The 3,886-nt window shown below is 73.6% G+C and carries 4 protein-coding genes; 1 reads left to right on the top strand and 3 read right to left on the bottom strand.

Annotated elements, in window-relative coordinates:
- Window positions 1-4 precede the first annotated feature (4 nt).
- The 3 genes from J0670_RS32595 to mmuM form a co-directional block, all read right to left on the bottom strand.
- The gene (locus J0670_RS32595) at window positions 5-712 is read right to left on the bottom strand and encodes an MIP/aquaporin family protein (RefSeq protein WP_207815693.1); all 708 of its coding nucleotides are present in this window, start codon (window positions 710-712) and stop codon (window positions 5-7) included.
- Window positions 713-1,054: 342 nt separating this feature from the next.
- A complete protein-coding gene (locus J0670_RS32590) occupies window positions 1,055-1,819 on the bottom strand; it encodes an IclR family transcriptional regulator (RefSeq protein ID WP_207815691.1) in 765 nt (254 codons plus the stop codon).
- A gap of 119 nt (window positions 1,820-1,938) precedes the next feature.
- Window positions 1,939-2,916, bottom strand: coding sequence for a homocysteine S-methyltransferase (gene mmuM, locus J0670_RS32585; RefSeq protein WP_207815689.1), 978 nt, complete (start codon window positions 2,914-2,916; stop codon window positions 1,939-1,941).
- A gap of 172 nt (window positions 2,917-3,088) precedes the next feature.
- Between mmuM and J0670_RS32580 the strand changes: the two genes are divergently transcribed.
- Window positions 3,089-3,886, top strand: a 798-nt coding sequence (locus J0670_RS32580; RefSeq protein ID WP_307806797.1) for an NUDIX domain-containing protein, incomplete at its 3' end; no start/stop codon positions are given.

The raw sequence follows: 3,886 nt of genomic DNA, 5'->3' as shown, positions 1-3,886 counted from the left end.
TCTTCTAGTACAGGGCGTTGTAGACGCCGCCGGCCGCGAGGCCGCCGAGGATCGGACCGACGACCGGCACCCAGGCGTACGACCAGTCGGAGCCGCCCTTGTTCGGGATCGGCAGCAGCGAGTGCACGATGCGCGGGCCGAGGTCACGGGCCGGGTTGATGGCGTAGCCGGTCGGGCCGCCGAGCGACAGGCCGATGCTGACCACGACGATCGCGACGACCGCGGTGCCGCCGGCGCCGAGCTTCGGGCTGAGGGTGAGGACCCCCATGCAGAGCACGAAGGTGCCGATGACCTCGGTGATCACGTTCTGGAACGGGTTCCGGATCTCGGGCCCGGTCGAGAAGATGCCGAGGGTGGGCTCCTCGTTGGCCTGGAACTGGCCGAGGTAGGTGAGCCAGACCATCACGGCGCCGATCATCGCGCCGAGCATCTGGGAGCCGATGTAGAGCGGCACCTGGCTCCAGTCGCCGCTCTTGACCGCGAGCGCGAGGGTGACGGCCGGGTTGAGGTGGGCCCCGGACTTCTCGCCGGTCATGTAGGCCGCGACCAGGACCGCGAAGCCCCAGCCGAAGGTGATCGCCAGCCAGCCGGCGTTGACGGCCTTCGACTTCTTGAGGGTCACAGCGGCGCAGACGCCACCGCCGAGGAGTATCAGGGCGGCGGTGCCGAGGGTTTCGCCGACGAAGACGTCGCCGTTGGAGAACGCGGACACAAGACTCCCTTGTCATATGGCCCGGAGGTGCGGGTGGGGGCGGCCGGTCGATCGCTGTGCGGGTGAGCGCACTGTGGGAGTGATCTTCCCGGCCATCGTTCGACAATGTCGACCGTCATGCGGAAGCTTCCTCCCCGGGTCGCCCCCACGTCAAGGCGGGGTTACGCAGCTGTGACCCTTCCCTCGACCCGTCCTCCGAAGTTACCCAGCGGAGCGTCCGGAATCAGGACAAAACGCTAAGGCGCGGACAGGCCTCCCGCCTGTCCGCGCCTCAGCGTGACGAAAAAACGCCGCAGTGTTCCAGCGGCCGCGAGGTGCCCCGGACCCGCCCGGGACGCCCGCTCAGAACCGCCCGGCGCCCAGGTCGCGCGAGATCGCCCGCGCCGCGCTGCGCACCGAGGCCACCAGCGAGGGCTTCACGAAGCCGTCCTCGCAGACCCGCTCGATCGGGCCGTTGACGCACACCGCGCCCACCGGGTTGCGCCGCCGGTCCTGGATCAGCGCGCCGATCGAGGCCACGCCCTCCCAGGTCTCCTCGATCGAGTCAGCCCAGCCGCGCTCGCGGATCAGCGCGCACTCGGCGTCCACGTCGGCCGCCTCGGTCAGGGTCCGCAGGGTGTACGACTCGTACGGCCCGTCGCCCAACTCGCCGCGCGCGACCGGGTCGTAGGCCACCAGTACCTTGCCCAGCGCGGTGCTGTGCAGCGGCTGCATCGAGCCCACCTCCAGCACCTGCCGGGTGTCGTCGGGCCGGAACACGTGGTGCACGACCAGCACGCCCTGCTGGTGCAGCACGCCCAGGTAGACCGTCTCCCCGGCCGCCCGGGCCAGGTCGTCCGCCCACACCAGCGCCCGGGCCCGCAGCTCGTGCACGTCCAGATAGCTCTGGCCCAGCCGCAGCAGCTCGGCGCCCAGCTGGTACTTGCCGCTCTCCGGATCCTGCTCGATGAAGCCCTCCTGCTGCAGCGTGCGCAGGATGCCGTGCGCTGTGCCCTTGGCCAGGTCCAGCGCCGTCGCGACCTCGGACAGGCCCAGCCGGCGCTCACCTCCGGCCAGCAGGCGCATGATCGCGGCGGCCCGGGAGAGCGACTGGATCGGGCCGGGCATGGGTACCTCCGCGCTGACAGGCGGTCGACATTGTCGACCGCAGTGATGACGGGACGAGTCTGCCAGGCCCTGCTCCGTCCGTGCACCTTCCCCCTCGGTAACCCGCGCTCGGCTGGCTGTTAACCTGCGCCGCCGCCCGACGAGAACGCGCCCCAACCCTCCACGCCGCCCAGCGGCCCGCGCCGCACGGCCACCTCGGCCGCCAGCGCGGCGATCCCGTCCGTCCCGACCCGGCAGCAGCCGCCGACCAGCCGCGCCCCGTCCGCCAGCCAGCCGCCCACCCGGGCCGAGCGGAAGGTCGGCTCCCCGCGCCAGTCGCGGCGGTCGGCGTCCCACACCTCCCCGCTGTTCGGGTACACCACCACCGGCTTGCCGGTCACCTCGGCGGCCACCGCCACCGCCCGGTCCGCGTCCTGCGGCGTGCAGCAGTTGACACCCACCGCCAGTACCTCGTCCACCTCCGCGGCCAGCGCGAACGCCTCCTCCAGCGGCTGCCCGGCCCGGGTCCGGTCGCCCGCCACGCTGTACGACAGCCAGGCCGGCACCCCCAGTCCGCACACCAGCTCCAGCAGCACCCGCGCCTCGTCCGCGTCGGGCACCGTCTCCAGCGCCAGCACGTCCGGCCGGGCCGCCGCCAGCACCTCCAGCCGCGGCCGGTGGAAGGCCGCCAGCTCCGCCCGGCTCAGCCCGTACCGGCCCCGGTACTCCGAACCGTCCGCCAGCACCGCCCCGTACGGGCCCACCGAGGCCGCCACCCAGCGCCGCCGCCCGCCCGGCTCGGCCCGCGCCGCCTCCCGGGCCAGCTCCACACTGCCGGCCAGCAGCCGGGCGGCCTCCGCGCGACCCACCCCGCGCCGGGCGAAGCCCTCGAAACTCGCCTGGTAGCTCGCCGTGATGGCGACGTCCGCGCCCGCCGCGAAGTACGCCCGGTGCGCCGCGACCACCGCCTCCGGATCGTCCGCCAGCAGACGTGCCGACCACAGCTCGTCCGACAGGTCGTGCCCGGCCGCGGCCAACTGGTTCGACATCCCGCCGTCCAGGACCAGGGGGCCGACCGCCAGGGCCGCGGCGAAGTCCGACGGGGGAGCAATGGGCATCTCGGTCTCCTCGGGGGCGGGTCGTTCCAGGTCACAGCCTAGAAGCCGGAGACCCTCGCCGACCGGGAAAACCGTTTGCCGCCGAGGAACGCGGTCGCTACGTTGTGCTCAGCCCGAGAACGACATCCGCGGGTGCACCGGCGAGCGCGGAGAGGAGCCGGCAGTGACGACAGTGGACGAACCGTCCCCGGGCCCCGTCACCGGGCCCGCGGCCGAGCAGGAGTGGCTCGCCGCGTACGACCCGCGCGCCTACGCCCCGATCGCCGTCACCGTCGACGTGGTCGCCCTGACCTTGCGCCAGGGCAGCCTGCACGTGCTGCTGGTCGAGCGCGGCGCCCCGCCCTACCAGGGCTGCTGGGCGCTGCCCGGCGGCTTCCTGCGCGCCGGCGAGGAGAGCCTGGACGAGGCCGCCGCCCGCGAACTCGCCGAGGAGACCGGCCTGCGGGGCTCCGGAGCCGAGGCCGCGCTCTGCCGCCTGCACCTCGAACAGCTCGGCACCTACGGCGCCCCCGAGCGGGACCCGCGGATGCACGTCGTCTCCGTCGCCTACCTCGCCTTCGCCCCGAACCTGCCCGACCCCCAGGCCGGGACGGACGCCGCGGCCGCAGCCTGGCACCCGGTCTCCGACCTCGACCTGGCCCCGCCGCCCAGCGGCCGCTCCCGAGCCGCCGGTGTGCCCGCCGACACCCACGGGGGTGGCGTCGACGGGCACACCGGCCCCCGCCCGATCGGGCTCGCCTTCGACCACGCCCGCATCCTCTCCGACGGCCTCGACAGGGTGCGCGCCAAGATCGAGTACAGCCCGCTGGCCACCGCCTTCCTCCCGTACGACTTCACCATCCCCGAGCTGCGCGCCGTCTACGAGGCCGTCTGGGACGAGAAGCTCCACCCCGGCAACTTCCACCGCAAGGTCCTCTCCGTCCCCGGCTTCGTCGAGAGCACCGGCACCACCACCGAGCGCGGCGGCGCC

This window comes from Streptomyces sp. FH025 (assembly GCF_017427025.1).
GTDB lineage: Bacteria > Actinomycetota > Actinomycetes > Streptomycetales > Streptomycetaceae > Kitasatospora.
This window is presented reverse-complemented; position numbering and strand designations above follow the sequence as displayed.